Source organism: Devosia marina (genome assembly GCF_009758415.1).
Classification (GTDB): Bacteria; Pseudomonadota; Alphaproteobacteria; order Rhizobiales; family Devosiaceae; genus Devosia; species Devosia marina.
The window spans coordinates 69,938-92,868 of record NZ_WQRF01000007.1 but is presented as its reverse complement, the minus strand read 5'-3'; the positions used below and the strand labels follow the sequence as shown (position 1 = coordinate 92,868).

Below are 22,931 nucleotides of genomic sequence, written 5' to 3'. Positions count from 1 at the left end.
CGCGCCGCCGGTCACTTTCGTGTGCCTTCTTGCACCTCCCTCCCGCCCGGACCATGTCTGGGCGATGCTGCTCAAAGACATACAATTCCTTGACGACGCCACGCGTCCTGCCATTCCCAAGCTTAACGGTGTGACCGAAGCGCAGAAAGCGCCGGGTGACCACTTGAGGCAGATTCATGACCATCTGCGCGAGAATATGGTGGTGCTCGGCCGGCTGATCGAACGCGCTTCGGAAGGCAAGGCGAGCGTAGAAGAGATCAAGTCCGAAACCGCTGACCTCGTCATGGTGTCGAACTATAGGCGCTTCGGCACGCTGTGCGGGCAATATTGCCAGTTCGTTCATGGCCACCATTCCATCGAAGACTATGCGATCTTCCCTGGCATCGCCGCGCAGGGCCCGGCATTCAAGGCCATTGCGGACCGCCTGCAGGCCGAGCATGTGGTGGTGCACCAACTGCTCGAAAGGCTGATTGACGCGCTGATCAAACTGGCCGATGCGCCGGGGCCATCCAATTTCGAGGATGCCGTGACCGTGTTCCGGGCGCTGGAAAAAGTGCTGCTCAGCCACCTCCACTACGAAGAAGAGTCCATCGGCGACGCTCTGGGCTATTTCGAGATCGGGGTTTAGGGGGCAAGGGCACGGGCCGAATTTGTTCTTCTCCCCCTCGGGGAGAGGAACAGAACGGGGGCTCAGAACAGATCCATTTGCCCGCCACCTCCGGCGGCCTTCTTCGGCTTAGGCTTAGGCATCCACGACGGCTCAGGATTTGCCAGGTCCACCGGGTCGATCAGCCCGGGATCGTCGTCGCGGGCAGAATTGACCCGGGTCGAGACGGGATGGAATTTCAGCACGCCATCTTCGAGCGGCAGGGCCATTTGCGTGGCCTGATCGGCCCCGACCTCACGCAAATTGAGCCAAGCGTCTTGCGCGGCTTCGTCCAGCAGGATCGCTGGCATGCGGTCGTGGATGGGTGAAAGCTGGGTATTAGCGGCAACAGTGATGGTGGCGACGGTATCGAACTCCTCGCCATTGGGGCCCATCCAGACAGAATAAAGCCCGGCCAGCGCCATAGGCTGTCCATCGGCGCGGGTGATATAGTAGGGCTGCTTTTTCTTGTCCGGGCCGGTGTGCCATTCATAGTAACCACTGGCGGGGACGAGGCAGCGGCCATGCTTGACCCGGTCGCGAAAGGCCGGTTTTTCGGCCATGCTCTCGGCGCGGGCATTGACCAGCAAGGGGAAATCGCGCGGGTCCTTGACCCAATGGGGGACGAAGCCCCACCGCGCCAGATGGGCCTCGCGCCGGGCCTCAGCTTCCCAGATGGCAACGACAGGCTGGGTCGGCGCGATATTGTAGCGTGGCACGGTTTCGACGCTGTTGAGGAGCTTGAACAGCTCCTCCATCATCTCGGGCGGCAGGGTCGAAGCATAGCGTCCGCACATGGCATGTCTCCTTTACCTCGGGAGAGGTAAGCTCTTGGCTCACGAATCGCAAACCGGCGGGCCCCGTTCCATCCATGACAGACCTTCCCAACGCCGCCAGCGTTGCCCTTGTCCGCGACGGCAAGGTGCTGATTATCAAGCGGGCCTATGCGCCCTACCAGAATTTGTGGACCTTTCCGGGTGGTCGGATGGACCCCGGCGAGACTGTAGAGCAATGCGCAATGCGCGAATTGCAGGAGGAGTTGGGGATCACGATCCGCAACCCACAACTCGCCATGGTGCAGGCCCTGGGTCGGGACGGCACCTATCGGCTCGCCGTCTTTGCCACCACGGATTTTTCCGGGGTGATCCGCCCATCGGACGAGATCATCGACCACAAATGGGCCGATCCGGGCATGTTGCCGGCGCTGCGCACCACATCACGGCTGGATGAGGTGATCAGAGAGTGCTTCAGGGTGTTGGGGCAAAGCTGGTAGAAGGCGGGCATGGACGAGTTGAACCCACGTGATGCTGCCCGCGGCCCCACCCCACTCTCAATCCCTCCCCATCGAGGGGAAGGAGCCGCAAGACTGTGGCAACAGTTTTCATCGTCTCCCTCCCCCTTGTGGGGCGGGATCATGGCTGGGGGCTCTCGCCTCCGCGGATTGCTTGGTGGGATAGCGGTCGCCCTCATGCTTGCATCTCCCGCTCACGCCATTGACCCGCTCTACCAGCGCCAGATGGAGCGGCTGACCGAGATCATGGGCAGCCTGTATTTTTTGGAGCCGCTGTGCGAAACCGGCACAGAGGACTGGCGGCAGCAGGCGTCCGAACTGATCGAGCTGGATGAACCGGACGATGATCGGCGGCAGCGCCTGGCAGGAGCGTTCAACACGGGGTACACGGCCTTTGCCCGCCTGCATAAGCATTGCACCCCCTCTTCGCGCGAGGCGCTGACGCGGCTGCTGGACGAGGCACAGAGGCTGGCGCGGGATATTCACACGCGTTTTGCCGAGTAGTCCGGGACGGGCGGGTCCATGCAATTGCCTACCCGCTGTTAACCTTCGGCTTACTTCCTCCGAGAAGTGGCCCGCGCGCCATGTTATGCCCGCATCATGAGCACGCCCAAAACCATCTTCTCGCCCGCATCCGGGATCGGACCGTTCGACCGCAGTCAGTCGGAACGGCAACTGGCTCTGGAGTATCTGGCCGAAGCCTGGAACAGCGCCGAAGAAGACGGGCTGGAATCCGCCTCGCTGGCGCATGCTTCGCTGTTCGCGGCGCTGGCCACCTTCGTCAAGATGCATGGCGACGAGGCCACTGCCGACCTGGTCGCGCTGCTCCCTGAACGCATCCGCAATGGCGAATATAATCTGGACCGGATTCTGCAGTAGCAGCAGGCCCTTTGCCCCCTACCCTTGCGGCAACGCCTCCAGGAACCGCATGGGCTGGCCCTTTGAGGGGGTTACCAGTTCGCCCTGCCACATCACCTTGTTGCCGCGCACGATGGTGCCGACCGGCCAACCCGTGACGGTGACCCCGTCATAGGGTGTCCAGCCAGCGCGGCTCTTTATCCATTCATTGGTGATGGTTTCGCGCCGCTTCATGTCGACAATGGTCAGGTCCGCGTCATAGCCCACGGCAATTCGGCCCTTGCCGACGATGCCGAACAGGCGATTGGGGCCGTGGCTGGTCATGTCGACAAAGCGCTGCAGGCTGAGCTTCCCATTGTTCACGTGGTCGAGCATGGTGGGCACCAGGGTCTGCACCCCGGTCATGCCTGAATGGCTCTGGGGATAGGGGTGGTCCTTTTCCTCGCGCGTGTGCGGCGCGTGGTCGGAGCCTAGAATATCGGCAACGCCGTTGGCGACGCCCTTCCAGATGCCCTCGCGGTGAACCTTGTCGCGCACCGGCGGGTTCATCTGGGCATAGGTGCCAAGGCGCTCATAGGCGGTCTCGTCAAGCGTCAGGTGGTGCGGCGTCACCTCGACGCTTGCGACATCCTTGTGATCGGCCAGATAAACAATCTCTTCCTTGGTCGAGATGTGCAAGACATGAATGCGCTTGCCGGTCTTGCGGGCCAGGTTGACCAGCCGCGTGGTGCAGCTCATGGCGACTTCGGGCGAACGCCAGACGGGATGGCTGGACGGGTCGCCTTCAACGCGCAGGCCCTTGCGCTCTTCGAGCATGAATTCGTCTTCGGAGTGGAAGGCGGCGCGACGGGAAATGGCGCGCAGAATGGCCTCGACGCCATCATCATCGGCCACCAGCAGCGAGCCGGTGGACGACCCCATGAAAACCTTCACGCCCGCACAGCCGGGCAGTTTTTCGAGCATCGGCAGTTCGCCGACATTTTCGTGGGTGCCGCCGATATAAAAGGCGAAATCGCAATGCATGCGATTGGTGCCCGCCTCGATCTTGGCTTCGAAGGTTTCGCGCGTGGTGGTCAACGGATTGGTGTTTGGCATCTCGAAAACGCCGGTTACCCCCCCCATGACGGCACCGAGCGAGCCGCTCTCCAAGTCTTCCTTGTGTGTCAGGCCGGGCTCACGGAAATGCACCTGGGTGTCGATGACGCCGGGCAGGATGTGCAGGCCCTTGCAGTCAAGTGTTTCGACTGCGTTGCCCTCGACCGAACCGAGCGCGACGATCTTGCCGTCCTTGACCGCGATGTCGGCCAGGCCCTCGCCATCCTGATTGACCACAGTGGCATTCTTGAAAATCGTGTCGTACTGCGCCATGTCTTTCGTCCCGCCGCTGGTCCATGTTCAGGGCCGGTTTAACACGGGCGTCCGACGAGGCAAGTCTCATGACCATCCATCTGCGCGCAGACCGCGCACTGTTCCGCTTTTCCGGCCCCGAGGCACATCGCCTGCTCAATGACGTCGTGACTGGTGAAATTCCCAGTACTGGCGACGGTGACGGCGAGGTGGCTGCGGCATGGGCGCTGCTGTCGGCGCAGGGCAAGATCCTGGCCGAGGGCCTTGCCGGACATGCGGACGACGCCCTCTGGCTCGACGTGCACCAGTCGGTCGCCGATGATTTCTTCAAGCGCATGAAGATGTATCGCCTGCGGGCTCAGGTCGTGATCGATGATCTGCGCGATACCCATCGCGTGGGATTTGCGCAGGACGAGGAACCCCAAGGCATAAGGCATATGGACCGGCTGGGGCCTGTCGATATGGGCTGGCGGGTCATTGCTCCGATAGAAGCGACCGCGGACTGGGTGCAGAACGATACATCCTACCAGCAGCAACGTATCGCCCTGGGCATTGTCCATCAGGGCAATGACTTCCCTGCCAATGACGCCTTCGCCCACGATATCGGCATGGACATTCTCGAGGGAATTGACTTTGCCAAGGGCTGCTATGTCGGTCAGGAAGTGGTTTCGCGCATGAAGCATCGCGGCACGGCGCGTCGCCGTCCTGTCATCGTTTCGGGAGTGGAGGGGCCGGCTGGCAGCGCCGTTGTCGCAGGGGGCAAGGAGGCCGGAACAATCGGCCAGGTGGTGGACGGGATGGCAGTCGCGATCGTGCGGCTCGATCGGATCACCGATCCCGGCACCGTGACGGTCGACGGCAAGCCGGTCGAGATCGCCCTGCCCGTCTGGGCCGATTATCGTCTGGGCGACGCGGTTTCGGCAGACGAGTAGTCTCCATTCTCGAATCGCGCTGATCTGTTAAAGCTGGTGGCACCAGTCCACTAGCTGCGTCTAATGCCGATGTCCCGCCAAAGCACTCGTGCCTGGCAGCGTATGCTGTCCGGGCGCCGTCTCGACATTCTCGACCCCTCGCCTGTCGATGTGGAGTTGTCCGACATCGCCCATGGCCTGGCGCGCGTGGCGCGATGGAACGGGCAGACGATCGGGGATTATCCCTTTTCGGTGGCGCAGCATTCGGTGCTGGTGCTCGAACTGTTCCGGGCAGCCAATCCGGAGGCCGAACCGGTGGCGCAGATGCAATGCCTTTTGCATGACGCTCCTGAATATGTGGTGGGCGACATCATCTCGCCTTTCAAGGCGGTGATCGGGGGCAGCTACAAGGATGTCGAAAAGGGCCTGCTGGCCGCCATTTTCCTGCGTTTCTCGCTGCCCGCAACCATGCCGGCTGCCGTCAACAAGCTGGTCAAGAAAGCGGACCAGGAAGCGGCCTTTTTCGAAGCGACCAACCTTGCCGGGTTCGAGCCGCCAGAGGCCCGGCGCCTGTTCGGCGTGCCCAGCCAGTCCGCCTTCGATGTCGAGGCCTTCGACAAGCTCATCCGCCCCTGGCCGACCCAACAGGCGCATGAGCGTTTTATTGGGGCTTTCGAACAGATTAGCCACGATATTTCTTCGACCTGACTGGTCTGTGCACATTAACCATAAATTAAGTATGACGGTGCGCCTCCGACACTTCATGGTTACTGCTTCGTTAAGCCAAGTGTGCCGAAGTGGAACAGTCTGGAGCGCCTGCCATGAACCTGCCGACACGCCACATGCTCACGGGCATGACCCTTGGCGCCATCTGCGCGACGGCGCTGGCCGCCATCGGGCCGGTCTTTGTGCTCGATGCTTTTGCCGACGAAATGCCGGCCGGCTTTGATACCAGCAAATTGGTGAAGTTCGACGGCCGGGAGTATGAGGTCGAGTATGCCGACTGGGTGTCGACTGACCCGCTTTCGAGCACCACCGTCAAGAAGATCGAAGCCGGGCGGGTGAGCCATGTGAGCATCACCACCACGGCAACAGGCACCTATTCCACCGATGGCCTGACCTCAAAGCACGTGCTCTATCCGGGCATCGACGTGACCGCAGTGGGCGGTGGCACGGGCACTTATGTGCGGTTCTGGACCAATGGAGACTGGTACAGCTTCAGAAGCCGTGCCGGCAATTCCTTCATCCGCCTGAGCGGACCTGCCCTGCCCTGATGTTCTGTGACGGCTAGCCGAACAGCCAGCCCCGCTTGAACTTGTAGAATACGTGCAGGCCGATCTGCGTAACCTTGGTCATGCGCGGGGCCCAGGCCGGCCGCACATAGGTGGCGTGATAGTGGGTCGCATCGCCCACCTCGGTCAGATAGAGTTCGCCGCTGGTCACCTTGGCCGCGATTTCTTCGGCCTGATCCCAGGGGCGGCGCTCCGTCACGGTCTCGGGAATGCCGTCGCAGGCAAAGGAGAACTGGCACGCATTGCGGCGATTCTGATTCTGGAACACGACGCCGCAAATGGTGTCGGGATAGCGGTGATCCTTGACGCGATTGAGAATGACCTGGGCCACGGCGACTTGGCCGCGATAGACTTCGCCGCGCGCCTCGAAATAGATGGCTGTGGCCAGACACCAGAGTTCCTTGTCGGACAGCCCCCCCATTGGCTCGCCCTGCAATTCGGTGACGGTCGCCGGCGCGCTGGCGCGGGCATAAGCCAGCTGCTCGGGCACCGATTCGGGCAAGGTCACGTTGGCAGGAGCTTCGCCCTCGGCCTTGGGCGCGATGCCGGCAATGGCATCGAGCGCGGCGGCGGCATTGGGATGAAGCGACGCCACCGACATGCGCGGGCCGGGTTGGGCATCTGATGTGTCACCGGCGTCGGCAATGCTGGTTTGACCCAAGGCGGCCGCATCAGCCGGCGCCCGCAGGGCGGCGATCTGCAGGCGCGCCTGCTCGAAGCTTTTCGAAATGGCCAGGGCATCGACAGCCGGGCGCAGACGGTCGGTTTTCTGCGCGCGGTTGGGACCAGTGAAGCTGGCGCTTTCAAACAGATGATTGACCGAGCCGGTGATGATGGGATCAACGCCGTTATAGCTCAGGCTGGCCTGTGCCACAGCGACAGGTTCGGCCTGTCCGGGCAGGCCTGAATTGCCCAGGGGCGCCGAACCGGGCCCGAACGCCGCCCCCGCAAGACCGACATAGGCAAGGGGGGCCACAAGCAGCATCATCGCCCCTCGGGCGAGGATGGCTGTTCGGCTAACCGCTCTGACCGGACGCTTTTGCGCCACCGGCCGGTGGGAAAGGGCCATATACTTTACTCAACGCTACGCAACACAACTCAAGCCCGGCAAATGTGACGCTCAAATGCCGATGGTTGTGATGATCGGTTATTAAGGTTAGCGCTGGGTAAATGGGGTTCGGGGCACCCAAAGGGCGCGTTTGTGACCGTGTTGCGGCGCGGGGTGCGGCAAATTGTGCGGTGCGGGCTACTGCCCGCAGGCGGCGATGACCGGCGCCACTTCGTCGGCAAAATCGGCAACGCGGAAGCGCACCGAGAGCGAGCGCGTGGTGGCCGGGGTTACCCGGACTGTCAGATTGGTCGCGCCGATCAGGCCATCAAGAAAGGCGCGCGCGTCGCGGGTATTGTCGATCAGGATCGCTGTATTGTCCTCATTGACTGGCAGGGTCGAACTTCTGGCGCGCTGCAGGTCATATTGCAGAGTGATGCCGGTATCGCTGCCCAGTGCCGACATGGAGTTGCCGGCAAAGCTGAAGGCCACCTGCAGAATATCGGCCTCGCAAAAGACCGTGATGGTTGCCGGGGCCCGGCCGCTGGGGCGGGCGGGGATCAACTGTTCGGATTGAAGGGTAACGCTGCCCCCCTCGGGCACCACGCCGCCGGGGCGGAAGATATCGTCGTAGCAGACGAGACGTTCGGCATCATTGTCGATGGGTGCGCATTGCGCACCCGATTGTGCCAAACCTGGCTGCACAAGCCCCAAAAGCACTGGCAGCGCCAGGACAACTGCAAATCTCTTCACGAACGCAAGGCCCTTCCCGTCTGTCCCGGCACGTTGCGGCCGGTTCTGTCTTGTCACCGCATATAGGTATGCGATGGAAGCTATTTAAGCCGAAGCCTGGGCCAAGGTCAGCCGGGCCACCGGTACACGATAGGGTGAGCAACTGACATAGTCGACGCCTAAACCGGCAAAGAAGCGCAAGGAAGCCGGATCGCCTGCGTGCTCGCCGCAAATGCCGACCTTGAGACGTGGATTGGCTGCCCTGCCGCGCGCGATGGCAATGGCGATCATTTCGCCCACACCCTTCTCGTCGATGGTGACAAAGGGGTCTCGTTCATAGACGCCCTTGCGCTGATAGGCGGCGAGAAAGGTCGGCGCGTCATCCCGCGAGATGCCGAAAGTGGTCTGCGTCAGATCGTTGGTACCGAAGGAAATGAAGTCGACCATGGAGGCGATGTCACCAGCGCGGAGACAGGCGCGCGGCAGCTCGATCATGGTGCCGAAGGAAACCCGGATGCGATCGGTCCGACCCATGCCGGCATTGTCGAGAATGGTCATGATCCGCTCGCGCACCCAGGACACCTCGGTGGCCGTGGAAACGAAGGGCACCATGACTTCGACCACAACCGGCTGTGTCTGGGTTTCGCTGGCGGCACGGGCACCGGCGATCACGGCTTGCATCTGCATCTGCAGAATTTCGGGATAAGTGATGGCCAGGCGTACCCCGCGATGGCCCAGCATGGGATTGATTTCGGCGATGCGCTCAAGCCGCAAGCGCAGGGCGCGCACGGCCACGCCGAGCGAGGCCGCGGTCTCCTCGATTTCCTCGTCGGTGCGGGGCAGGAACTCATGCAACGGCGGATCGAACAGGCGGACGGTGACCGGCAGCCCCTGCATGGCCGAGAACAGCGCCGAATAGTCGCCAGTCTGGAAATCGACCAGGCCCGCAATGGCACGGGAGCGGGCATCCTCGTCTTCCGAAAGGATCATGCGCCGGAGCGCCACCATGCGCTCGGGTGAAAAAAACATGTGTTCGGAGCGGGCCAGGCCAATGCCTTCGGCACCAAAGCTGAGGGCCGTCTGCGCCGATTCGACCGTTTCGACATTGGTGCGCACGGCAATTTTTCGGCTGGCATCGGACCAGCCCAGCAGCGTGCCGATGGCACCGCCGATCTGGGGTTGGGCCAGTGGCAGATTGCCGAGATAGACCGCGCCATCGGTGCCATCGATGGTCAGCCGGTCTCCGGCACGAAATTCGCGCTCGCCAATGCGGCAGATCATTTCGAGCGTATCGACCGTGAGGCTGCGCACCCCGGCGACGCAGGGCTTGCCGGTGATGCGGGCGATCACGCCGGCATGGCTCGACATGCCGCCGCGCGCCGTCAGAATGCCGGTGGCTGCCTTCATGCCCTCAATGTCGGCCGGGCCGGTTTCATTGACCACCAGGATGCAATGCTTGCCACGGGCCCGCAGGCGTGCAGCGTCATCGGGGTTGAAGGTGATGATGCCGCTGGCCGCCCCAGGCGAAACGCCCAGTCCCATGGCAATGGGTGTCGCCTCCTCCGGTGCCTTCAATCGCGGGTGCAGCATGAGCGCGAGGCGACTGGGATCGACACGCGACACGGCTCCCTGAGGCGTCCAGACCTTCCGCTCGACCCGGTCCACTGCGGCCTGCAGCTCCGCCCCGGCGCTGGCCTGCACGGGCCGCGCCGACAGGAAGGTCACCTTGCCCTTTTCAATGGCCACCAGGCACGCCATGTGGCGGCCCGCCTTGGCATCGAGCAGGTCGACCAGCGCGTTCACATCATCGGGCAGGCGCGGCAAGGGCGCGCCATTCAAGGGCGCCGGACCCATGGCGCCGGTGGAGGCGTTGCGGGTCAGAAATTGTTCGATGTCGCCCTGCGCCACGGCCTGCACCAGAACGATCTGGCGCGCGCGGTCATCCTCATTGCGCGGCGCAATCCAGCCGCCGCCGAAAAACCCATAGCTTTCGAAGGCCTGCTTGATCGCCTTGGCCAGAGGTCGGGTGGGGTCAACCGAATCTTCAGGGGCAGTGGGTGCCGAGATGCCCAGCCGTGCCGGCGCCAGGCCGCTATTGTGCGAAGAAGCCGAGGTGCGCACCACCAATTGCGGAGCGGGACCATCCTTGGCGACGAGCTTGAACAGGCATGCCACCCAATGGGTGCGCAGACGGGTGTCACGCCGTGTGCGTTCGGCCTGCAATTCCTCCCAGGCGGCGCGGGTGATGGCGATGGTGGGAACCGTGGGGAAACCGGCTTCGCCGACGCGGAAAATCCAGCGGGACTTGCCGGTGAGCAGCTTGAGCTGACCAGCGCTCAGGTTCGCCTTCCCCGTCGCCGGGGCAATCGCAAACATTTCCTGCGCCAAACTCACCTGGAACCGTCCCGGTCACTTACTCGAGCGCATATTGCCTATGCCCTGCCCCGGCTGCAACAGCACTTGACTTGCAAGTGCGGGGAAAGCATCTGATCTGGCATGGAAAAAAGGCCGCACCTTAACATTCTGCTCTGCGCCCCGCGCGGATTCTGCGCCGGCGTGGACCGGGCGATCCAGATCGTGGAACTGGCGCTCGAAAAATATGGCGCACCCGTCTATGTGCGCCACGCCATCGTGCACAACAAATATGTGGTGGAGGGCCTGAAGGCCAAGGGCGCCGTGTTTGTCGAGGAACTCGACGAAATCCCCGAGACCGATTCACCCGTTGTCTTCTCGGCTCATGGCGTACCCAAAAGCGTGCCAGCGGATGCCAAGGCTCGCAACATGTTCTTCCTCGACGCCACCTGCCCGCTGGTCAGCAAAGTCCATGTCGAGGCCTCGCGCCACCATGAGGAAGGACACGAAATCGTGCTGATCGGACACGCCGGTCACCCCGAAGTGATCGGCACCATGGGCCAGCTTCCGGCCGGTGCCGTGACGCTGATCGAAACGGTGGAGGATGCCAATGCCTTCACCCCGAAGGACCCGGAGACGCTGGCCTTTGTGACGCAAACCACGCTTTCAGTGGATGATACGCGGGAAATCGTTGCCGCCCTCAAAGCGCGCTTCCCGGCCATCAATGGTCCGCACAAGGAAGACATCTGCTACGCCACGACCAACCGGCAGGAGGCCATCAAGGCCGTGGCGCCGCTGGTCGATGCCATGATCGTGGTCGGCTCGCCCCACTCGTCCAATTCGCAGCGCCTGGTGGAAGTGGCCCTGCGCAATGGCTGCAAGGTCGCAACATTGGTCGACCGGGCCAGCGAAATCGACTGGTCATTGTATGGCGACATCACCTCGCTCGGCGTGAGCGCCGGTGCGTCGGCCCCGGAGAGCCTTGTCGAGGAAGTGATCGATGCATTCGCCGCGCGCTATGAAGTGAAAGTCGAGACCAAGACCACGGCGGAGGAGAACATCGCGTTCAACATTCCCCGCGTGCTGCGCAATCTGGAAGCGGCCTCCGGACGATGAGCCTTGATCTGTTCGAAACCGAGCGGCTGGTGCTGTCCGGCTGGCGTATGGACCAGCTTGACGATCTGCTGGCTTTGCACGGCAATCCCAATGTGTCGCGCTATCTGAGCCTGAGCGGGGCGCCCTGGACGCGCGAACAGGCCGAGACCGCGCTGCGCGGCTGGATCGAACTGTTCGAGACCCGGCAATTGGGCAAGTTGCGACTGACCCGCAAGAGTGATGGCAAATTTATTGGTCGCGCCGGATACGGCATTTATCCCCGCACTGGAGAACCAGAGATAGGCTACGCCCTTTTCGAAGAATATCACGGGGTGGGCTATGCGACGGAAGCGGCGAGCGGTTTGCGCGACTGGATCTTCCGGGAAACCGACGCGCCACATTTCATCGGCTTCGCCGACACCAGGAACGCTCCTTCCCTCGCCGTCCTCAAAAAGATCGGCATGGAAGAAACGCATGTCGAGGTCGATCACAACGGTCTTACCTGCCAGTTCCATGTCTACCGGCGGCCGCACCATGTCTGATGGCGTTATCATCCATACCGACGGCGCCTGCTCGGGCAATCCCGGTCCCGGCGGTTGGGGTGCCATTCTGCAATTCGGTCCGCACCGCAAGGAATTGAAGGGCGGCGAAGCGCTGACCACCAATAACAAGATGGAGCTGACCGCAGCCATCGAAGCGCTCAACGCGCTGAGCCGCCCGTGTCACGTCGACCTCCATACCGACAGCCAATATGTCAAGAATGGCGTGCAAAGCTGGATTCACGGCTGGAAGCGCAATGGCTGGCGCACGGCAGACAAGAAGCCGGTCAAGAATGTCGAATTGTGGCAGGCACTCGATGCAGCCACCAAACGCCATGAAATTTCCTGGCACTGGGTCAAGGGGCATGCCGGGGACGCGTTGAACGAACGCGCGGACGAATTGGCCCGCGAAGGCATGGCGCCGTTCAAAAAGCAGAAAACAGAAAGCTTTACGCCGCCGTTCTAGGCCGCTTGGGCACTAACCAGTTGATCGACGCCCAGACCGGGCCAAAGGCGTATCCGGCCCCCAGAACATCAGCGCGCCCAGTCAGGTAATCTGGAAATTCGCCCTCAACCCGGTGAACCGGACGACGCCCGTCCGGTTCCGTCGGCTCTAACCAGCGACCTTGGAGAAATCGGCGACCAAATGCATGGTGTCGCGCAGGCGGGCCAGCAAGTTCAGGCGATTGGCACGAACCGCTGCATCCTCATCATTGACCAGGACCGCGGTGAAGAACGCGTCCACCGGGCCGCGTAAGGTCGCAAGCTCGGCCATGGCACTCTTGTAGTCGTCCTCGGCCACCAGCGCGGAAACTGCGCCGTTCACGGCTTCCACGGCCGACGCCAGAGCTGATTCCTCAGGCAGCTTGAGCGCGGCCTGATCGACCGCACCCGCAAAGGCCTTGCCGTCCTTCCTTTCCTCGGCAGCCAGGATGTTGGCGGCCCGCCGGTATCCAGCGAGCAAGTTGGCGCCATCATCATTGGCCAACAAGGTAGAGAGGGCTTCTACGCGCTGAGTAATCTGCAAGATATCATCGCTGTCGGCCGAGATGACGGCGTCGAGCAGGTCATGGCGTGCCCCGGCGTCGCGCAGCGACACCTTCAGACGGTCATGGACGAAGCTGAGGAGATCCGGTTCGACCTCAAGCGGGAATTTCAGCCCGTTCTCGGTGATGATACGGATGACCCCGAGGGCGGCGCGGCGCAGCGCGAACGGATCGCGCGAGCCTGTGGGCTTTTCATCGATCGACCAGAAACCGGAGAGCACGTTGAGCTTGTCGGCCAAGGCCACCGCGATCGACACCGGCTCGGTGGGCACGCGGTCGGTTGGACCGAGCGGCTTGTAATGCATCTCAATGGCGGAGGCGATGGCGTCGGGCTCTTTCTGGGCGGCCGCATAATAGCGGCCCATCAACCCCTGCAATTCCGGGAATTCGCCAACCATGCCGGTGACGAGATCGGCCTTGGCTAGCATGGCAGCCCGCTTGGTCAGATCGACATCGGCGCCGACCTTGGGGGCGATTTGCGCCGCCAGATGCACGAGGCGCTCGACCATGGCGAACTGGCTGCCCAGCTTGGCGTGAAACACCATGTCTTCGAGCTTGGGCAGACCGTGTTCGAGCGGAATGGCCAGATCGCCCTGGAAGAAGAAGGCCGCATCCGACAGGCGGGCACGGATGACGCGCTCATTGCCGGCGATCACCACGGCGCCACCATCGGCGGGGATGGTATTGGCGGTGATGATGAAATTAGGCGCCAGCTTGCCAGCCGCATCGCGCAGGCAGAAGCACTTTTGGTTGGCGCGAATGGTGGCGATGATGACTTCCTCTGGCAGCTTGAGGAATTCGGGATCAAACGAGCCCATCATCACATTGGGCCATTCGACCAGCCCGGCCACTTCTTCGAGCAGGCCTTCGTCATGGATGACGGAAAGACCCTGGGCGAAGGCGAGGTTGTCGGCGTCCGCGCGGATGATGTCCTTGCGACGATCGATATCGAGCACCACCTTGGCCCGCTCCAGCGCGATCTGGTAGTCCTCGAAGCGCTTGACGCGGATGGCATCGGGCGCAAGGAAGCGGTGCCCGAACGTGGTCTGGCCGGATTCCAGGCCTGCCGCGGCGAAGGGCACGACAATCGGCTCGTCATTTTCGGTGCCGAAGGTTGCAGTAATGGCCCGCAGCGGACGGACCCAGTTGAAGCTGCCCGAGCCCCAGCGCATGGACTTGGCCCAGCCAAAATCGGTCATCACCTTGGGCAGGATGCCTGAAAGCAGGTCGACGGCGTCGGCCCCGGGCTTCTCGATAACGGCGACATAGAACTCGCCCTTTTTGGGGTCGCTTTCCACCTTCGCCTGATCGATGGAGCTGAGGCCCGCCGAGCGCAGAAAGCCATCAATGGCTGGTTGGGGCGCCCCAACCTTGGGGCCCTTCTTTTCCTCGCGCGTGTCGGGCGAGCGAGCCGGCAGGCCGGAAACGGACAGCGCGAGGCGGCGCGGGGTCACGAATGCCTTGGCGCCTTCATAGACCAGCCCAACATCGACCAGCGCATTGGTCACGGCTTTCTTGAGGTCCTCGGCCGCGCGGCGCTGAAAGCGGGCGGGAATTTCCTCGGAAAAGAGTTCGAGCAGCAGTTCGGGCATGGAAGGCAACCGGTGTTTGAAGGCGTGTGCGTGCTTAGCGTGGGGGCGGTGCGTTGTCTACCAGCCGCCGCCGCCGCCGCCCCCTCCGCCACCGCCGGAGAAACCACCACCGCTGGAACCGGACGAGCTGGCCTGGACCGGCTGGGCCGCGACCATGGCAGCGGCCATGCCGGCTGATGCGCCCGACACAGCCTTGGCGATGTTTCCCGAATTGAAGGATCGGCGGCCCGAGTACCAGTGCGGCGTGTAGGTGCCTTTGTCGGCGTCGGGCACTGCATTGCGGGCCAGCTCGGCCTCGAAATGCTCGGACCAGGGCTTTTCAACGCCCAGTGCTATGGCATAGGGCAAAAGCCGCTCGAAGCGCTCGATCGTCATGGGCGGCTCGTCGACGATGTTGAGCCGGTTTTTCTCGGCCGTTTCGAGATAGAGCTTGAGCCCCTCGATCTGGTCCATCAGCTTTCGTCCCTGCACGGTCGGGGCGCGCAGCAGGACGGTGAAAATGATGCTGATCAGCACCATGGAGGCGGCCGCCAGTGCTCCGGAATTGATGGAGAAGCTGGTGAAGGTTTCCAGCGCCCCGCCGGCAAAATTAAAGGCAAAGACCGCCACGAATACCAGGGTAATGAAGCGCCGGACGGCGCCACCGGACTTGATAACCCCAAAAGTCACGCTACCAATCACGCCAAAGAAGATCCCTGCAAAAACGGCGATGAACAGCCATATCGGTTCGAGCACATCGAACACCACCATCGCTACGATCATGGCTGCCGCAAGCAGGAAACCGAACCCCGCATAGCCCCAATTGTGGTTGAACCAGATCTTGCGGTTCTCGCTTTCGATGGCGCTGGTGAACTCAGTGCGCTTGGTGCCCAGATCCCTGCCATTGGCCTTGTTGAATGTGACCGCGCCCTTGCCTTCAAAATAGGAGAACAAAACCTGCTCACCGATGGGCAGTTTTTGGTCTGGCCGCTTGCCGGTCACCGCAACGGTCAAAGTCTTGCCCGGGTTTCGAACTGTAACCAGTCCCTTGACGCCCAGATTGAAGATGGCTGCCGTCATGGCGGTCCAGCCCGAGTTGGAGAACCCCCATTTGTGCACGAAATGGGTCAGCGCAGGCGAAAAGTCGCGCGGCGGATGAAACAGCGGAATGATGGTGCCCTTGGGCGGGTCGCGGCCGACGCGCAGCCAGGCGGTGAAGTTGTAGGCCACGAGCAGGAGGACAGCGAGGACCGGCAGCCAGACTTCGCGCAGGTCCGAGGCGGTTTGCAGGAGGGCTTCCATCCCTTCGGGATAAGTCACCACGCCCTTCTGGAAGGAAACGGCAAAGCTCATGCCCTCGCCGGGGTCCAACTGCCGCTGGGTGCGGAAAATGGCGGAGTTGTCGGTTTCTCGCGTCATGGAGACATCGCGGCCGGTGGCTCCCGCAACGCCTGTATAAGCCGCCATATCCTCGATCACGGCCCCATTGGGCAGACGCACGCGCGCGACCGAGCTCAGAATGGGAAAGTCCCAGTAATTGCCGGTGGCATTCCAATAGAGTTCGTCACCTGTACCATCGGCAGTGGGCCGCGCCATGCGGTCCATGGCGTACTCAATGGTGTAGCGATGTTCGCCGTGGCGCAGGAAAACGTCCGGATCACCGATCCAGATGCGCTGGAAATCACCCATGCGCTCGACGCGGAACATTTCGGGGTGGCCGCCCCGCGTTACCGCGTCAACATCGAGCGTGATACGGATCTTGTTGCCGCTCTCCCCGATCATGGTGACCGGGATGTCACGATAAATGCCGCGCCGGATCTGGTTGCCCTCGGCATTCACGTCGATGGTTTCGAGCACATTGACCGATCCGTCGGTCAACAGCTCGACATCGGACGCAAAGGCGCGGATTTCCTCGCGCGCCAAAGCGGGCACAGCCAGCGCGAGAAACAGCGCGAGAGCAGCGATCAGGCGGAACAGAACAGGCATGAGGTTTAGAACTTCACCTGCGGCACGGCGCGCTCGGCTTCGTTCTCCAGCTCGAAATATTCGGCCTGTTCGAACTTGAAGGCATTGGCGACCAGGTTCGAGGGGAAGCTTTCCACCTGGATGTTCAGATTGCGAACGGCGCCGTTGTAATAGCGGCGGGCCATCTGGATCTCGTCCTCGACGCCCTGGAGGGCCGTCTGGAATTCCAGAAAGGTCGTATTGGCCTTGAGGTCCGGGTAGGCCTCGGCGATGGCCAGCAGGCGTCCGAGAGCGGCGGAAAGCTCGCCTTCCGCCTTGGCACGCGCTTCCGGTCCGGCGGCAGAAGCGCTGGTTGCCTTGGCGCGCGCATTGACCACGGCGTCGAGCGTTTCGCGCTCATGGGCCATATAGCCCTTCACCGTTTCAATCAGATTGGGGATGAGATCGGTGCGGCGCTTGAGCTGCACGTCAATGCCCGACCAGCCCTCGCGCACCATCTGCCTGTTGGACACCAGCGAGTTGTAGATGACGATGGCGTAGCCGGCGATGCCGACCACGAGCAGAAGAACGACCCATTCCATAGCTGCGCTCCCTCAAGCAATGTGCGGCGCAAACTGGCATTGTGGCCGGGGCTTTGCAACGCCGGTTTGATCGGCGGGCTTGACTTCCCGCCGCCAATCCCTAGCTTTTAGACTATGAACACGCGCCAATGGCATCGCTGCAGCTTTCTTCACGCAAGCTATCTACCCTAGGCATGCCCGCGCCGGAGCCTGCTTAGGGCTCTTGAACAGTTCTGTTCCGCCGCCGGCGCACCGTTCTTCAACTTCAGTTTCACAGTTCCCGCCTGCGCTGCGCTCTTGCGCGCGCGGCTCGACTTTTAGAAAGGACCCTCAAATGACTGAGATCCGCCGCGACCTGACCCCGCCCCTGACGCTTGGCCAGACCGATCACACCAAGCTCTACGCACTGGGTGAAGCCGGTCTCGACCGCAATCCGGATCTGGCCGAGATCCTGCTCACCGAGCTGGATCGCGCCAAGGTGGTCAATGACGCAAAGCTGCCCGATGGCGTGGTACGCATGGGCTCACGCGTGACCTTCGAAACCAATTCGGGGCAGGAGCAGACCGTGACCCTGTCCTATCCGGTGGATGCCAATATCGAAGAAGGCCGCATTTCTGTGATGACCCCGATCGGGGTCGCGCTGATCGGGCTCAAGGCCGGCCAGTCGATCACCTGGCATGACCGCGCCGACAAGCGGCACAAGCTGACGGTGTTGAAGGTGGAAACGTCGGTAGCGGCCTGACGCCAAGCGGCGCGGTTACTCCGCGCCGCCGCCGGCGGTTTGCAACCAGGCCTGGCCGCAGGCCTTGGCCAGTTCGCGGATGCGCAGGATGTAGCTCTGGCGCTCTGTGACCGAGATTACGCCACGTGCATCGAGCATGTTGAAATTATGCGAGGCCTTGACGACGTGCTCATAGGCCGGGATCGCCATGGTCTGACGATTGCCCTCGGCACCCTTTTCGAGAATGGCGCGGCATTCCTTTTCCGCATCCTCGAAGTGGCGGAACAGCATTTCGGTGTCAGCCGCCTCGAAATTGTATTTCGAGCTTTCCTGCTCATTCTGCAAGAAGACATCGCCATAAGTGACCCTCTCCTCGCCGGTCCGGCCGTTGAAGTTGAGATCATAGACGTTCTCAACGCCCTGCACATACATGGCAAGGCGTTCAAGACCATAGGTGATCTCGCCCGGCACGGGGGCACACTCGAAGCCGGCAACCTGCTGAAAATAGGTGAATTGGCTCACTTCCATGCCGTCGCACCAGCATTCCCAGCCCAGGCCCCAAGCGCCCAGGGTCGGGCTTTCCCAATCGTCCTCGACAAAGCGCACGTCATGCACGCTCTGGTCGAGGCCAATGGCGGCCAGCGAGTCGAGATAAAGCTGCTGGATATTGTCCGGCGAGGGCTTCAGGATCACCTGGAACTGGTAATAGTGCTGCAGCCGATTGGGGTTCTCGCCATAGCGTCCGTCAGTGGGGCGACGGGATGGCTGCACATAGGCGGCCTTCCAGTGTTTTGGACCCAAAGCGCGCAATGTCGTCGCCGTATGAAAGGTGCCAGCGCCCATCTGCATGTCGTAGGGCTGCAGGATCACGCAGCCCTGCTCAGCCCAGAATTGCTGCAGCGTCAGGATCAGACCCTGGAAGGAATTCTTCGGGTCCATGTGGGCGGGGCGAGAGGTCATGTCAAAAGTCCTGCAATGAAGCGGACAAAGCTCTAGTGGGGTGCGCCGGAGTGGTCAATGGCGCGGAGGACAAAGCCTGCATTGACACATGATCGCAGTCCCCCGCAGATGCAGTCATGAGCGCCACGGACCTCGACATTCTTGCCTATCTCGGCCATCCGCAAGCCACCCTGCTTGGAGCCGGTAGCGAAGCACAGGTTTATGCACTGGATGATGCGCATGTTGTTCGCATCTTGCGGGGCGGGGCAGCGCTGGCAGACGCAGAACAAAGGGCCGGCCTGATGGCCGAGATCAAGACTGGTGCCCGACATTTGAAGTTTCAAGTGCCGTCGGCGGACAGTGTGCAGGCATGGAATGGGCGCGTTTTCAGCGTTGAACCCAGATTATCGGGGCAGCCGGTCTCGCAACTTCTCAAGGGTATGTCCGGCCCCGAGCGCGCTGACCTGCTTATCGACTATCTCAGTGTGGCCGACCAGATCAGGACAATTTCAATTCACCGTCCGGACTACGGTCCATTGCTTGGCGACGCGGAGCTGTGCGCGACTGATTGGAAAGGATTTCTTCGCGCCCGTGTGGAGCGGAGCCTTGCAAGCTGTCCCACTGACCTGCGCCCTGCCGTGGCGGCGATGCGTGACATCGTCCTGCCGGTGCCAACCCAAGCCGCGCTCGTGCATATGGACTATTTTCCGGGCAATGTGCTGGCGCAAGGCAGCACCGTCACAGCTGTGCTCGACTTTGGACCATCGACCATAATCGGCGACGCGCGCATGGAAGCCTGGAGCGCTGTTGCCTATCTCGACAGCGAAATATCGCCAGACGCAACCGAGGCAGACCGCGCGCTGGCCATGGGCCGGCTTGCAGAACACAATCTCACGGCCCACTACCCGAACGCCAAACGCTGGCTGGCGGCCTACTGGTCCTTTGCCGCAGACGATCCCGCTTTGATGCGCTGGTGCAGGCGCATTCTGGCCGGCCGCTAGTCGCGATCCCCGTCCTTTGGCCGGTAGGTTCCGTCCTCGTCGCGCTTGAGGTCGATGACGCCGGGTTTGGCGCGTTCGGCGCGATCGCGTTCGCGGGCGATCCGTTTGGCTTCCTCGGCGTCGTGATTGAACTTGTTGGTCCAATCCTTCCAGATGCGGCGGATGCCGAAATAGATCAGCAGGCCGAGGCCCACAAAGAGCAGTATGCGCAGGAGCATGCTTTAAGACCTAGAGACCGATCCGCGCCCACCAGGCGCGATCCTCGAAAGACGTGGTGACCTCCTCTACCATGCCCTGAGCGGAAAATCCCAGCCGGGGCAAAGCGAAGAAGGGGCGTTTGGGCGCAATGGGCTTGAGCACCACTTCGGGGCCAAAGCGCTGCCGCAGAACGGTGTGCAGATCGCCAATGGCATCGACAAGCCCCAGTTCCACGCCCCGCAGACCGGTCCACCACTCGCCGGTGAACAGGGTGTCATCATCGGCCTTGAGTCGACCGCGGCGCCCGGCCTTTACATGGTCGATGAAGACCTGATGGATATCGAGTTCGAAGTGCTTGATGCGTTCCACATCTTCCGCCTTTTCGGGCAGGAAGGGATCGAGCGTCGACTTGTTCCGGCCTGCTGTATGCACGCGGCGCTCGATGCCGAGCTTGTCGATGGCGCCGACAAAGCCAAAGGTCGCCATGATGACACCGACTGAGCCGACAATCGAAGAGGGATCGACAAAGATCTCGTCTCCGGCCACGGCGATAAAGTATCCGCCCGAGGCAGCAGCATCCTCAACGAAAACCAGTACGGGCTTGTTGTGCTCACTGGCCAGATCGCGAATGCGTTTGGAAATCAGCCGGCTCTGTACCGGCGAGCCGCCAGGTGAGTTGATGACGATGGCGACGGCGGGCGCCGATCTGATGGTAAAGGCCTTGGCCAGCAAGGGTTCGACCGTGGCGATATTGAGCCGGCCGGGCCGCTGTTCGGCGGCGATCACGCCCTGCAGGCGCACAACCGGAATGACGGGCGGGCGGTGAATCAGTCGGCTCAGCCAATTGCGCTTGGTGCCCGTGGGCGTCTCGGTCATGTGTGCTCCCCTGGATGTTCCGGACATTTAGGCAGGCGCGGGCGCCATTACCAGTCCAGCACCGCCGTGCCGCGCAAGATGGCTTCGAATTCGGGGGTAAAGCCATTGCCCTGTTCGCCGTGCAGGGGGCGTGCGGCCAACAGTTTCAATGGCGCGCGCGACCCCTTTTGTCCGCGCACCAGGACGCGAGACGCAGATGCACCCGGGCGCGGGCAAAGCGGCAATATCACAATACCGCCAAAACGGCGGTCAAAGGCGGCCAACAGGGCCGCCAGACCTTCGGCGGGATAGATGACGATTGCGGTGCCACCGGCGCTGGCCGCCGTCGCGGCGCACTTGACCCAGAGGTCGAGACTATCGGTGTCCATGTGGCGGGCATCGGCCCGCGCACCGTCCGGCGCATGCGTGCCCTGCCCTGCGCCGAAATAAGGCGGGTTGGCGATCACCACATCATAAGCATTGTCATTCAGACCAGCGGTGCGCCGGTCCGCGCCCTTGACCAGAATGTCGAGCGCCAGAACATCGGCCCTTTCGGCAAGGCCGTTCTGGGCGACATTGTCCCGCGCCAGCGCCAGCGCCGCTTCGTCCCGCTCGACCAGACAGGCCTTTTCGGCGCGCCCCATGGCCAACGCGCATAGGGCCGCTGTGCCCACGCCCGCGCCCAGATCGAGCACGTTGCGCGTGCCCGCAGGCACGGCGGCGCCGAGCAGGACACTGTCCAGTCCGGCGCGAAAACCGGTTCGGGGCTGCGACAGAGTGAGCCGCCCGCCCAAAAAGGCGTCGCGCGTTATGGTTTGATGTTTTACAAACTGGGCGGGCTGGTCTAGGGACATCGCAACCGGAAGGCTGGTTTTGCCCGAACCATACATGGCTGGGCACGGCGGTCTCAACCCGAATTGCCCTTCAGGCATCAAGGACTTTATGGCGGTGTCAGTTCTGCCCAAGATCAATCAGGCGCCAGACATGAACCCGGTGGAGCGGCTGATAGCCGCCACCGCGGATGACATGGCGCGCGTCAATGCCCTCATTCTGGAGCGCGCCGAGAGCCATGTGGACATGGTGCCCGAGCTCGCGCGCTATCTGATCGAAAGCGGCGGCAAGCGCCTGCGGCCCATGCTGACGGTCGCCGCCGCAATCCTGTTCGGCAAAGGCAATGGCAGCGCCATCAATTTCGCCGCCGCTGTCGAGTTCATGCACAATGCCACGCTGCTGCATGACGATGTGGTGGACGAAAGCGACATGCGCCGTGGCAAGCCGGCGGCCCGCATGGTCTGGGGCAATAAGGCCTCGATCCTGGTGGGCGACTTCCTGCTCGGCCAGGCCTTCATGATGATGGTGGAAACCGGCGACGTCGATGCACTCGGGGTGCTGTCTGCCGCCTCCGCCGTGATGGCGGAAGGTGAAGTCTTCCAGCTGGCCAAGACCGGCGATCTCGATACCACTGCCGCCGATTATGCCGAAGTGATCCGCGCCAAGACCGCCGTGCTGTTCGAGGCCGCCTGCGAGGTCGGAGCCATGTCGGGCGGGGCCAACGAGGCCGGCCGCAAGGCGCTGGCGCTTTATGGGCTGGAATTGGGCAATGCCTTCCAGCTTGTCGATGATGCGCTCGATTATGGCGGACAGTCGGGAACGCTGGGCAAGAATGTCGGCGACGATTTGCGTGAAGGCAAGATGACCCTGCCGGTGATCCTGGCGCTGCAGTCCGCCAGCGAAAGCGAGCGCACCCTTATCGCTGCAGCACTGGGCAATGCCGAAGCCACGGACCTCGAAGTGCATCAGGTGGTGGCCATCTTCAACCGCTACGAGACGCTGAGGAAGACCTTGGAAAAAGCGCAGGACCATGCCAGGGCCGCCATTGCTGCGCTCGATCAACTTCCCGAAAGCGAAATGAAGTCCATTCTCGCCGAGGTGGTGGTGCACAGCGTCAGCCGCGCAAGCTAGTC

The 22,931-nt window shown here is 62.3% G+C and carries 25 protein-coding genes; 13 read left to right on the top strand and 12 right to left on the bottom strand.

Features of this window, described 5'->3' with window-relative positions:
- Window positions 1-64: 64 nt before the first annotated feature.
- Window positions 65-628, top strand: a complete 564-nt coding sequence (locus GO014_RS16280; protein ID WP_157291384.1) for a hemerythrin domain-containing protein — start codon at window positions 65-67, stop codon at window positions 626-628.
- Between the two features lie 62 nt (window positions 629-690).
- Here the strand turns inward: GO014_RS16280 and GO014_RS16275 are convergent, their stop codons facing one another.
- Window positions 691-1,443: an SOS response-associated peptidase gene (locus GO014_RS16275; RefSeq protein ID WP_157291383.1), complete on the bottom strand. Its 753-nt coding sequence runs from the start codon at window positions 1,441-1,443 to the stop codon at window positions 691-693.
- A gap of 74 nt (window positions 1,444-1,517) precedes the next feature.
- Here GO014_RS16275 and GO014_RS16270 point away from each other — a divergent pair, with 74 nt between their 5' ends.
- The 3 genes from GO014_RS16270 to GO014_RS16260 all read left to right on the top strand — a co-directional run bounded on the left by GO014_RS16270 (window position 1,518) and on the right by GO014_RS16260 (window position 2,816).
- Complete coding sequence (locus GO014_RS16270; RefSeq protein ID WP_116589210.1) at window positions 1,518-1,919, top strand: NUDIX hydrolase; 402 nt, start codon at window positions 1,518-1,520, stop codon at window positions 1,917-1,919.
- Window positions 1,920-2,114: 195 nt separating this feature from the next.
- On the top strand, window positions 2,115-2,441 hold the full coding sequence (locus GO014_RS16265; protein ID WP_157291382.1) for a TIGR02301 family protein: 327 nt from the start codon (window positions 2,115-2,117) through the stop codon (window positions 2,439-2,441).
- A 96-nt stretch (window positions 2,442-2,537) separates the two neighbouring features.
- Window positions 2,538-2,816, top strand: a complete 279-nt coding sequence (locus GO014_RS16260; RefSeq protein WP_157291381.1) for a hypothetical protein — start codon at window positions 2,538-2,540, stop codon at window positions 2,814-2,816.
- Between the two features lie 18 nt (window positions 2,817-2,834).
- Here GO014_RS16260 and GO014_RS16255 read toward each other — a convergent pair whose 3' ends face one another.
- The gene (locus GO014_RS16255; RefSeq protein WP_157291379.1) at window positions 2,835-4,163 is read right to left on the bottom strand and encodes a dihydroorotase; all 1,329 of its coding nucleotides are present in this window, start codon (window positions 4,161-4,163) and stop codon (window positions 2,835-2,837) included.
- 68 nt (window positions 4,164-4,231) lie between these two features.
- Here GO014_RS16255 and ygfZ point away from each other — a divergent pair, with 68 nt between their 5' ends.
- From ygfZ to GO014_RS16240, 3 genes are all read left to right on the top strand, one after another.
- A complete protein-coding gene (gene ygfZ / locus GO014_RS16250) occupies window positions 4,232-5,074 on the top strand; it encodes a CAF17-like 4Fe-4S cluster assembly/insertion protein YgfZ (protein WP_157291377.1) in 843 nt (280 codons plus the stop codon).
- Window positions 5,075-5,143: 69 nt separating this feature from the next.
- Window positions 5,144-5,761 (top strand): HD domain-containing protein, encoded by a 618-nt coding sequence (locus GO014_RS16245; RefSeq protein WP_157291376.1) that lies wholly within the window; start codon window positions 5,144-5,146, stop codon window positions 5,759-5,761.
- Window positions 5,762-5,874: 113 nt separating this feature from the next.
- Window positions 5,875-6,327, top strand: a complete 453-nt coding sequence (locus GO014_RS16240; RefSeq protein ID WP_157291374.1) for a hypothetical protein — start codon at window positions 5,875-5,877, stop codon at window positions 6,325-6,327.
- Between the two features lie 13 nt (window positions 6,328-6,340).
- On the opposite strand, the gene GO014_RS19575 is transcribed toward GO014_RS16240, so the two are convergent.
- From GO014_RS19575 to GO014_RS16225, 3 genes are all read right to left on the bottom strand, one after another.
- Window positions 6,341-7,414, bottom strand: coding sequence for a cell wall hydrolase (locus GO014_RS19575; RefSeq protein WP_157291373.1), 1,074 nt, complete (start codon window positions 7,412-7,414; stop codon window positions 6,341-6,343).
- A 177-nt stretch (window positions 7,415-7,591) separates the two neighbouring features.
- Window positions 7,592-8,146 (bottom strand): hypothetical protein, encoded by a 555-nt coding sequence (locus GO014_RS16230; protein WP_116589217.1) that lies wholly within the window; start codon window positions 8,144-8,146, stop codon window positions 7,592-7,594.
- A gap of 84 nt (window positions 8,147-8,230) precedes the next feature.
- Window positions 8,231-10,519 carry a putative PEP-binding protein gene (locus GO014_RS16225; protein ID WP_157291371.1) on the bottom strand — a complete coding sequence of 763 codons (2,289 nt, stop codon included), beginning with the start codon at window positions 10,517-10,519 and terminating at the stop codon, window positions 8,231-8,233.
- Window positions 10,520-10,621: 102 nt separating this feature from the next.
- Here GO014_RS16225 and ispH point away from each other — a divergent pair, with 102 nt between their 5' ends.
- The 3 genes from ispH to rnhA are packed head-to-tail and all read left to right on the top strand — an operon-like array spanning window position 10,622 to window position 12,577.
- Entirely contained in the window at window positions 10,622-11,593 is a 972-nt protein-coding gene (ispH, locus tag GO014_RS16220; protein ID WP_116589219.1) for a 4-hydroxy-3-methylbut-2-enyl diphosphate reductase, read from the top strand.
- Window positions 11,590-12,114 carry a GNAT family N-acetyltransferase gene (locus GO014_RS16215; protein ID WP_157291370.1) on the top strand — a complete coding sequence of 175 codons (525 nt, stop codon included), beginning with the start codon at window positions 11,590-11,592 and terminating at the stop codon, window positions 12,112-12,114. The genes ispH and GO014_RS16215 overlap by 4 nt, the downstream gene beginning before the upstream one ends.
- Window positions 12,107-12,577, top strand: a complete 471-nt coding sequence (gene rnhA / locus GO014_RS16210; RefSeq protein ID WP_157291368.1) for a ribonuclease HI — start codon at window positions 12,107-12,109, stop codon at window positions 12,575-12,577. Before GO014_RS16215 ends, rnhA begins: the two co-directional genes overlap by 8 nt.
- A 147-nt stretch (window positions 12,578-12,724) precedes the next feature.
- Here rnhA and glyS read toward each other — a convergent pair whose 3' ends face one another.
- Genes glyS through GO014_RS16195 form a run of 3 tightly spaced genes read right to left on the bottom strand, consistent with a single transcriptional unit; the run spans window position 12,725 to window position 17,274 of the window.
- Window positions 12,725-14,749 (bottom strand): glycine--tRNA ligase subunit beta, encoded by a 2,025-nt coding sequence (gene glyS / locus GO014_RS16205; protein ID WP_157291366.1) that lies wholly within the window; start codon window positions 14,747-14,749, stop codon window positions 12,725-12,727.
- Between the two features lie 57 nt (window positions 14,750-14,806).
- Window positions 14,807-16,714, bottom strand: a complete 1,908-nt coding sequence (locus tag GO014_RS16200; protein ID WP_157291365.1) for a DUF2207 domain-containing protein — start codon at window positions 16,712-16,714, stop codon at window positions 14,807-14,809.
- 5 nt (window positions 16,715-16,719) lie between these two features.
- A complete protein-coding gene (locus GO014_RS16195; protein WP_157291363.1) occupies window positions 16,720-17,274 on the bottom strand; it encodes a LemA family protein in 555 nt (184 codons plus the stop codon).
- A gap of 313 nt (window positions 17,275-17,587) precedes the next feature.
- Between GO014_RS16195 and rnk the strand changes: the two genes are divergently transcribed.
- Entirely contained in the window at window positions 17,588-17,995 is a 408-nt protein-coding gene (gene rnk, locus GO014_RS16190) for a nucleoside diphosphate kinase regulator (protein WP_157291362.1), read from the top strand.
- A 15-nt stretch (window positions 17,996-18,010) separates the two neighbouring features.
- Here the strand turns inward: rnk and GO014_RS16185 are convergent, their stop codons facing one another.
- Entirely contained in the window at window positions 18,011-18,913 is a 903-nt protein-coding gene (locus GO014_RS16185) for a glycine--tRNA ligase subunit alpha (RefSeq protein WP_157291406.1), read from the bottom strand.
- A gap of 137 nt (window positions 18,914-19,050) precedes the next feature.
- Here GO014_RS16185 and GO014_RS16180 point away from each other — a divergent pair, with 137 nt between their 5' ends.
- On the top strand, window positions 19,051-19,914 hold the full coding sequence (locus GO014_RS16180; protein ID WP_157291360.1) for a phosphotransferase family protein: 864 nt from the start codon (window positions 19,051-19,053) through the stop codon (window positions 19,912-19,914).
- Here GO014_RS16180 and GO014_RS16175 read toward each other — a convergent pair.
- The 3 genes from GO014_RS16175 to GO014_RS16165 are packed head-to-tail and all read right to left on the bottom strand — an operon-like array spanning window position 19,911 to window position 21,821.
- Window positions 19,911-20,132: a hypothetical protein gene (locus tag GO014_RS16175; protein WP_104891776.1), complete on the bottom strand. Its 222-nt coding sequence runs from the start codon at window positions 20,130-20,132 to the stop codon at window positions 19,911-19,913. The two genes, GO014_RS16180 and GO014_RS16175, sit on opposite strands and share 4 nt — an antisense overlap.
- Before the next feature lie 10 nt (window positions 20,133-20,142).
- Window positions 20,143-20,988, bottom strand: a complete 846-nt coding sequence (locus GO014_RS16170; protein WP_157291359.1) for a S49 family peptidase — start codon at window positions 20,986-20,988, stop codon at window positions 20,143-20,145.
- A gap of 47 nt (window positions 20,989-21,035) precedes the next feature.
- Complete coding sequence (locus GO014_RS16165; RefSeq protein WP_157291357.1) at window positions 21,036-21,821, bottom strand: tRNA1(Val) (adenine(37)-N6)-methyltransferase; 786 nt, start codon at window positions 21,819-21,821, stop codon at window positions 21,036-21,038.
- Between the two features lie 88 nt (window positions 21,822-21,909).
- Here GO014_RS16165 and GO014_RS16160 point away from each other — a divergent pair, with 88 nt between their 5' ends.
- The gene (locus tag GO014_RS16160; RefSeq protein ID WP_157291355.1) at window positions 21,910-22,929 is read left to right on the top strand and encodes a polyprenyl synthetase family protein; all 1,020 of its coding nucleotides are present in this window, start codon (window positions 21,910-21,912) and stop codon (window positions 22,927-22,929) included.
- Window positions 22,930-22,931 lie beyond the last annotated feature (2 nt).

Bases quoted from the DNA above. Each gene is read 5' to 3' on its own strand.
- rnhA (WP_157291368.1), top strand. From the start codon at position 12,107: ATGTCTGATGGCGTTATCATCCATACCGACGGCGCCTGCTCGGGCAAT.
- GO014_RS16215 (WP_157291370.1), top strand. From the start codon at position 11,590: ATGAGCCTTGATCTGTTCGAAACCGAGCGGCTGGTGCTGTCCGGCTGG.
- GO014_RS16275 (WP_157291383.1), bottom strand. From the start codon at position 1,443: ATGTGCGGACGCTATGCTTCGACCCTGCCGCCCGAGATGATGGAGGAG.
- ispH (WP_116589219.1), top strand. From the start codon at position 10,622: ATGGAAAAAAGGCCGCACCTTAACATTCTGCTCTGCGCCCCGCGCGGA.
- GO014_RS16165 (WP_157291357.1), bottom strand. From the start codon at position 21,821: ATGTCCCTAGACCAGCCCGCCCAGTTTGTAAAACATCAAACCATAACG.
- ygfZ (WP_157291377.1), top strand. From the start codon at position 4,232: ATGACCATCCATCTGCGCGCAGACCGCGCACTGTTCCGCTTTTCCGGC.
- GO014_RS16255 (WP_157291379.1), bottom strand. From the start codon at position 4,163: ATGGCGCAGTACGACACGATTTTCAAGAATGCCACTGTGGTCAATCAG.
- GO014_RS16270 (WP_116589210.1), top strand. From the start codon at position 1,518: ATGACAGACCTTCCCAACGCCGCCAGCGTTGCCCTTGTCCGCGACGGC.
- GO014_RS16180 (WP_157291360.1), top strand. From the start codon at position 19,051: ATGAGCGCCACGGACCTCGACATTCTTGCCTATCTCGGCCATCCGCAA.
- GO014_RS16200 (WP_157291365.1), bottom strand. From the start codon at position 16,714: ATGCCTGTTCTGTTCCGCCTGATCGCTGCTCTCGCGCTGTTTCTCGCG.
- GO014_RS16170 (WP_157291359.1), bottom strand. From the start codon at position 20,988: ATGACCGAGACGCCCACGGGCACCAAGCGCAATTGGCTGAGCCGACTG.
- glyS (WP_157291366.1), bottom strand. From the start codon at position 14,749: ATGCCCGAACTGCTGCTCGAACTCTTTTCCGAGGAAATTCCCGCCCGC.
- GO014_RS16185 (WP_157291406.1), bottom strand. From the start codon at position 18,913: ATGGACCCGAAGAATTCCTTCCAGGGTCTGATCCTGACGCTGCAGCAA.
- GO014_RS16245 (WP_157291376.1), top strand. From the start codon at position 5,144: ATGTCCCGCCAAAGCACTCGTGCCTGGCAGCGTATGCTGTCCGGGCGC.
- rnk (WP_157291362.1), top strand. From the start codon at position 17,588: ATGACTGAGATCCGCCGCGACCTGACCCCGCCCCTGACGCTTGGCCAG.
- GO014_RS16195 (WP_157291363.1), bottom strand. From the start codon at position 17,274: ATGGAATGGGTCGTTCTTCTGCTCGTGGTCGGCATCGCCGGCTACGCC.
- GO014_RS16240 (WP_157291374.1), top strand. From the start codon at position 5,875: ATGAACCTGCCGACACGCCACATGCTCACGGGCATGACCCTTGGCGCC.
- GO014_RS19575 (WP_157291373.1), bottom strand. From the start codon at position 7,414: ATGGCCCTTTCCCACCGGCCGGTGGCGCAAAAGCGTCCGGTCAGAGCG.
- GO014_RS16175 (WP_104891776.1), bottom strand. From the start codon at position 20,132: ATGCTCCTGCGCATACTGCTCTTTGTGGGCCTCGGCCTGCTGATCTAT.
- GO014_RS16260 (WP_157291381.1), top strand. From the start codon at position 2,538: ATGAGCACGCCCAAAACCATCTTCTCGCCCGCATCCGGGATCGGACCG.
- GO014_RS16280 (WP_157291384.1), top strand. From the start codon at position 65: ATGCTGCTCAAAGACATACAATTCCTTGACGACGCCACGCGTCCTGCC.
- GO014_RS16160 (WP_157291355.1), top strand. From the start codon at position 21,910: ATGGCGGTGTCAGTTCTGCCCAAGATCAATCAGGCGCCAGACATGAAC.
- GO014_RS16265 (WP_157291382.1), top strand. From the start codon at position 2,115: ATGCTTGCATCTCCCGCTCACGCCATTGACCCGCTCTACCAGCGCCAG.